General features: G+C 71.3%; 3 protein-coding genes. All 3 read left to right on the top strand.

Annotated features, from left to right (window positions below):
* Positions 1 to 176 precede the first annotated feature (176 nt).
* Genes ACFU53_RS20645 through ACFU53_RS20635 form a run of 3 tightly spaced genes read left to right on the top strand, consistent with a single transcriptional unit; the run spans position 177 to position 6,813 of the window.
* Positions 177 to 2,405, top strand: coding sequence for a 1,4-beta-glucanase (locus ACFU53_RS20645; protein WP_383994163.1), 2,229 nt, complete (start codon positions 177 to 179; stop codon positions 2,403 to 2,405).
* Entirely contained in the window at positions 2,405 to 4,447 is a 2,043-nt protein-coding gene (locus ACFU53_RS20640) for a beta-galactosidase (protein ID WP_383994160.1), read from the top strand. The genes ACFU53_RS20645 and ACFU53_RS20640 overlap by 1 nt, the downstream gene beginning before the upstream one ends.
* Complete coding sequence (locus ACFU53_RS20635) at positions 4,444 to 6,813, top strand: glycoside hydrolase N-terminal domain-containing protein (protein ID WP_383994156.1); 2,370 nt, start codon at positions 4,444 to 4,446, stop codon at positions 6,811 to 6,813. The genes ACFU53_RS20640 and ACFU53_RS20635 overlap by 4 nt, the downstream gene beginning before the upstream one ends.
* Positions 6,814 to 6,824: the final 11 nt, after the last annotated feature.

The raw sequence follows: 6,824 nt of genomic DNA, 5'->3' as shown, positions 1-6,824 counted from the left end.
GTTCCCCGCGCCCCTTGAAGGGCTGCGCCCTTCAGTCCCCGGAGGCCCCTGGGCTTTTGAGGGGCGCGGGGAACTGCGCGACCACCCACACACCACCCGCAGCCGCCGACGAACCGAACCCCCACGAGCCACAAGGCGCCCACCCCGTACCCCCTCCCCGCAAAACGAGGTATGTCATGCGCACCCCCAAGCCGAGCCGCCGCACCGTCCTCGCCGGAACAGCCGCGGCCGCAGCCCTTACGGCCCTCCCCGCCCTTGGCACCCCGGCCCACGCAGCCGGGGCCCAAAGCGGTTCAACCGCCGGGGGCTACCGCTGGCGCACCGCCGTCATCGGCGGCACCGGATTCGTCACCGGCGTCCTCTTCCACCCCTCCGTACGCGGCCTCGCCTACGCCCGCACCGACATCGGCGGCGCCTACCGCTGGGACGACCGCAAGGCCCGCTGGACCCCGCTGACCGACCACCTCGGCTGGGACGACTGGAACCTCCTCGGCGTGGAGGCCATCGCCATCGACCCCGCCCACCCCAGCCGCCTCTACCTCGCCCTCGGCACCTACGCCCAGTCCTGGGCCGGCAACGGCGCGATCCTCCGCTCCGACGACCGCGGCGCCACTTGGACCCGTACCGACCTCACCGTCAAGCTCGGTGCCAACGAGGACGGCCGGGGCGCGGGCGAGCGCCTCCTCGTCGACCCGCGCGACAGCGACACCCTGTGGCTGGGCACGCGGCACGACGGCCTGCTCAAGTCGACCGACCGGGGCGCCACCTGGGCGACGGCGACCGGCTTCCCGGCGACCCCCGGCGGCTCCGGCCAGGGCGTCACCCTGCTCGTCGCCGCCGGACGCACCCTCTACGCCGGCTGGGGCGACGGTGACGGCACCTCCGCGACCGCGAACCTCTACCGGACCAGCGACGGCACCACCTGGGAAGCCGTCCCCGGCCGGCCGACCGGCACCTCCGCCAAGGTCCCGATCCGCGCCGCGTACGACAAGCACAGCCGCGAGCTGTACGTGACGTACGCCAACGCGCCCGGCCCCAACGGCCAGTCCGACGGCAGTGTGCACAAGCTCCGCACCACCAACGGCAAGTGGACCGACGTGACCCCGGTGAAGCCCGGCGGCACGACGGCCGACGGCTCCGCCGACACCTTCGGCTACGGCGGGGTGGACGTCGACGCCCGCCGCCCCGGCACGGTGGTCGTGTCCACCAACAACCGCTGGGCCGAGATCGACAACGTGTTCCGGTCCACGAACGGCGGCCGTACCTGGGCGTCCCTCAAGGACTCCGCTGTCTTCGACGTATCCGAGACTCCTTATCTCAAGTGGGGTGCCGACAAACCGAAGTTCGGCTGGTGGATCCAGGCGCTCGCCCTCGACCCGTACGACTCGAAGCACCTCGTCTACGGCACCGGCGCGACGCTCTACGGCACCCGGGACCTGAAGCGCTGGGCGCCGCAGATCCGGGGCCTGGAGGAGACGTCCGTGCGCCAGCTGATCTCGCCTCCGGTCGGAGAGGCGCACCTGATCAGCGGTCTCGGGGACATCGGCACGATGTACCACGAGCGGCTCACGGCGTCCCCGTCGCGCGGCATGGCGTCGAACCCCGTGTTCGGGTCGGCGACGGGACTCGCGCAGGCCTCGACCAAGCCGTCGTACGTGGTCCGCACCGGCTGGGGCGACAACGGCAACGGCGCGTACTCCAGCGACGGCGGGCGGACCTGGGCGCCCTTCGAAGCCCAGCCCGACATCGCCAAGAACGCACCGGGGCCGATCGCCGCCAACGCCGACGGCAGCGTGTTGCTGTGGTCCTTCGTGCACTGGGACGGCACGAAGTACGCAGCCCACCGCTCCGCGGACAACGGCGCGACCTGGACCGAGATCTCCTCCTTCCCGAAGGGCGCCACGCCGGTCGCCGACCCGGCCGACCCGACGCTCTTCTACGCATACGACACCGACACAGGAACGCTGTACGCCAGCAGTGACAGTGGCCGTTCGTTCACGGCGCGTGCGACCGGACTGCCCAAGGGGGACAGCCAGTTCAAGCTGGTCACGGCCCCCGGACGCACCGGTGACCTGTGGCTGAGCGTGAAGTGGAACGGGCTGTACCGGTCCACCGACGGCGGGGTGACCTTCTCGAAGATCGACAGCTGCTGGGCCTCGTACACCCTCGGCTTCGGCAAGGCCGCCGACGGCGCCGACTACCCGGCGATCTACCAGGTCGGCTCGACCGAGACCATCACCGCCGTCTACCGCTCCGACGACGGCGCCAAGACCTGGACCCGCGTCAACGACGACGCCCACCAGTGGGGCTGGACCGGCGAGGTCATCATCGGCGACCCGCGCGTGTACGGCCGCGTGTACCTGGCGACGAACGGACGCGGCATCCAGTACGGGGAGCCGGTCTGATGCCGGAGGCGACAGAGCCGGACCCGAACGCTGCCACGCCGCCCGGCCGGAGCGACGCCACGCGCCCCACCCTCGCCGACGCCACCCGCGGTCGCGTCCTCTTCGGCGGCGACTACAACCCCGAGCAGTGGCCCGAGGAGGTCTGGCACGAGGACGTACGCCTCATGAAGGAGGCCGGCGTCAACTCCGTCACCCTCGGCGTCTTCTCCTGGGCGAGGCTCGAACCACGCCCGGGGGCACGGGAGTTCGGATGGCTGGACACGCTGATGGACCTGATGCACACAGGAGGCATCGGTGTCGTCCTCGCCACCCCCACCTCCTCCCCGCCGCCGTGGATGGGCCGCCTCCACCCCGAGACCCTCCCGCGCGACGAGAACGGGCAGGTCGAGTGGTGGGGCTCCCGCCAGCACTTCTCGCACTCCAGCGACACCTACCGCCGCTACGCCGCCGCCATCACCGAGGATCTCGCCGCCCGCTACGGCGGGCACCCGGCCCTCACCATGTGGCACATCAACAACGAGTACTGCACCTACGACTGGGGCGACGAGGCGGCGACCACCTTCCGCGACTGGCTCAGACGGAAATACGGCACCGTCGACGCCCTCAACGAGGCCTGGGGAACGGCCTTCTGGAGCCAGGGATACGACGGCTGGCACGAGATTCTCCCGCCGCGCCGCGCCCACTACATGAAGAACCCCACGCACGTGCTCGACTTCAAACGCTTCACGAGCGACATGCTCATGGAGTGCTACGTCATCGAGCGCGACATCGTCCGCCGGCACACCCCGCACCTCCCGGTCACCACCAACTTCATGCCGATGTGGGCGGGCCAGGACGCGTGGCGGTGGGCCGCGGAGGAGGACGTCGTCTCCGTCGACATCTACCCGGACCCGCGCGACCCGTTCGGCGCCCAGAACGGGGCGCTGATCCAGGACATGACACGCTCCCAGGCGGGCGGCGGCCCGTGGATGCTGATGGAGCAGGCCGCCGGTCCGGTCAACTGGCGCGGCGTCAACCATCCCAAGCCCCGCGGCCTCAACCGCCTGTGGTCCCTCCAGGCCGTCGCCCGAGGCGCGGACGCCGTCTGCTACTTCCAGTGGCGGCAGTCCCGGCAGGGCGCGGAGAAGTTCCACTCCGGCATGGTCAGCCACGCGGGCGAACAGGGGCGCACCTACCAGGAGGTCAAGCAGCTCGGCGCCGAACTGGCCGCCATCGGCGAGGAGGTGGCGGGTCATCATCTCGCCGCCGACATAGCCGTGCTGTTCGACTGGAACTCGTGGTGGGCCGGCGCCCAGGACGGTCGGCTGTCGTCCGAGGTCGACCTGGCTCAGGTCGTACGGTCCTGGCATCGCGGCCTCTGGGAGTCGAACCTCACCACCGCTTTCGCCCACCCCGAGCAAGACCTCTCCGCGTACAAGCTCGTCGTCGCACCGCAGCTCTACCTGCTCACGGACGCGGCCATCGAGAACCTTCTCGCGTACGTACGGAACGGCGGCACCCTCGTCAGCGGCTTCCTGACCGGTATCGCCGACGAGGACGACCGCGTACGCCCCGGCGGCATGGACGCGCGACTCCGCGACCTCTTCGGGATCCGCACCCTGCACGAGTGGTGGCCGCTGGACGCGGGGGAGGAGGTCGTGTGCGACGGCCTCCGGGGGGCCTTCCGGGGGACTCTGTGGTCCGAGGAGATCGAGGCGGCGGACGCCGACGATGTCGTCCCCTACAAGGGCGGCGAACTCGACGGACTCCCGGCGGTGTTGCGGAAGGGACGCGCCTGGTACGTCTCCACACTGCCCGAACCCACCCATCTGCGCGACCTGCTGGCGCGGGTCGCGGCCGGCGCCGGGGTGCGGCCGGTGCTGGACGGACTGCCTGAGGGGGTGGAGGCGGTGCGGCGCGGAGAGGTGCTCTTCGTGCTCAACCACGGCCGCGACGAAGTCACCGTCGACATGACGGGCACCCATCGCGACCTGCTGACGGGGGTGACCGTCACCGGATCACTGTCGCTCGGCCGGTACGGCGTGGCGGTGCTGAAATCATGACCACGAACCCGAGCGAGACGACTTCGAGCGAGACGACTTCGAGCGACACGGCCACGCGTGCGCGTCGGCACGGCACTTGGGAACCGGCCCCCGCCGCCCGCTGGGAGAACGCCTTCCTCAGCGGCAACGGCAGACACGGCGCCATGGTGTTCGGTGATCCGAACGACGACCGTGTCATCGTCAACCATCACACCCTCGTACGTCCCAACGGCGGCGAGACCGCCAGGCCGCCGCACCTCGCCGACGAACTGCCCTCACTCCAGGACCGGTTGCTCGCCGGTGATCCGACCGCCGCCGAAGGCTTCACGGACGGGCGGGAGTTGCAGTGGGTGCAGCCCTTCCACCCCGCGTTCCAGGTGCGGCTGAGGCGGGCGGACGGGGGCGGGCGTGGCTATCGCCGTTCGGTCGACTTCGCCACCGGTGTCGTCGATGCGGAGTGCGAGGGCTGGCGCAGCCGCGTCTTCGTCTCGCGTGCGGACGACGTGATCGTCCAGTGCGTCTCGGGGCGCCGGCTCACTCTGGACGTCGACCTCGACCACCGGCTGCCGGGCGCGCCCAGGGACCTCGCGATCGGCCACGGCGCGCTCCTCACCCCCGAGGGCGCACTCCTGAGCCTGCGCGCCCGCTACCCGGGCAGCGACCGCGCCTACACCGGCACCACGCTCGTCGTCGTCACCGGCGGGCGTACGACACTCACCCCGCCCGGCGTACGCGTGGAACGGGCCCAGTCCGTACTGCTGCTCACCCGCGTGCACCGGCACACCGGCGAGTTGGACGCGGTGGCCGAAGGGCAGGGGCTGCGGGAGCTGTTGCCGGAGGGCGCGGAGCCGTATGCCTGGCTGCTCGACCGGCATGTGGCGCTGCACCGGCCGGCGTACGAGCGGGTGTCGTTGGAACTCGGGGGCGGGGGGAGCGAAAACGAAGGTTTGTTCTCGGGGGCCGGACAAAACGAGGGTTCGTTCTCGCGACGCGTGGCGCAAAACGAAGGTTCGCTCCGCGATGCCTCCCAAAACGAACGTTCCCTCCCCGGCTCCGAGCTCATCCGCCGCCCCCACAGCCCCGCCCTCCTCGAACGTCTCTTCGCCGCCGGCCGCTACCACCTCCTCTCCTCCAGCGGTCTGCTTCCGCCCAGGCTCGTCGGCCTGTGGACAGGCGACTGGAACACGGCGTGGGCGGGGGCGTTCACCAATGACGCCAACCTCAACCTGCAGACGTCCTCCGCCGCGGCCGCCGCCCTGCCCGAAGTCACTGCGGCCCACGCATCCCTGATCTTCGGTCAGCTCGCCGACTGGCGGGACAACGCGCGAGAGATCTTCGGCGCCCGGGGTGTCGTCGCCCCGCCACACTCCGACGGTGAGACCGGGCTGACGTACCACTTCAGCCGGGAGTACCCGCTGCACCTGTGGACGGCGGGCGCGGACTGGCTGCTGAAGCCGCTCGTCGACCACGACGAGACCCGAGGTGAACGCGACCCGCGCACAGCCGCCGCCCTCGCCGAAGTCGCCCTGTTCTACGAGGACTTCCTCACCCGAACCGACGCCGACGGGAACATCGTCGTCGTCCCCTCCTACTCGCCCGAGAACCGTCCCGCGAACGCCGGCTGGGGGGCGATCAACGCGGCCATGGACCTGTCGGCCGCCCGCCACGCCCTGCTCACCGCCGCCGAGTACCACGCCGGCCGACCCGAGCGGGCGGACCGCTGGCGCGCGCTCGCCGACCGGATCCCGCCCCATCGTGTCAACGCCGACGGCGCGCTCGCCGAGTGGGCCTGGCCCGGCCTCGACGACACCTACGACCACCGTCACCTGAGTCATCTCTACGGCGTATGGCCCCTGGACGAGATCAACCCGTACGACACCCCCGAGCTCGCGACCGCCGCCCACCGCGCGCTCGAACTCCGTGGCGCCGAGAACGACTCGGCCCACGGCCATCTGCACCACGCCCTCGTCGCGGCCCGGCTGCGCGACGGCGACCGGGTCGCGCACGCTCTCGGCCAGGTCCTCGGCGGGGACTTCTTCCATGCCTCCCTGATGAGCGCGCACTACCCGAAGCGCGACGTCTTCAACGCGGACGCCGCGCACACGCTGCCCGCCGTGCTGATCGAGATGCTCGTGCAGTCGACGCCGCACCGCCTGGTGCTGCTGCCCGCGCTCCCGGCGGCCTGTCCGACGGGCCGGCTGCGGGGCGTCCGCACGAGGTTCGGGGCCGAACTCGATCTCACCTGGAGCCCGCAGGAGGCGATCGCGGTGATCCGCCCCACCCGGACCTGCCGCGTCGAACTCCGGACTTCCTCCGGCGCCGAACCGTTCGCATCGCTCGACCTCGTCGCCGGAGAAGACCGCGTCCTCACGCTGGGGCCGCGGTAGCTCCCCACCCC

Source organism: Streptomyces sp. NPDC057474 (genome assembly GCF_042802555.1).
Classification (GTDB): Bacteria; Actinomycetota; Actinomycetes; order Streptomycetales; family Streptomycetaceae; genus Streptomyces.
Note: the sequence above shows the minus strand (reverse complement) of the source record. Positions and strands in the feature narration are given on the sequence as shown.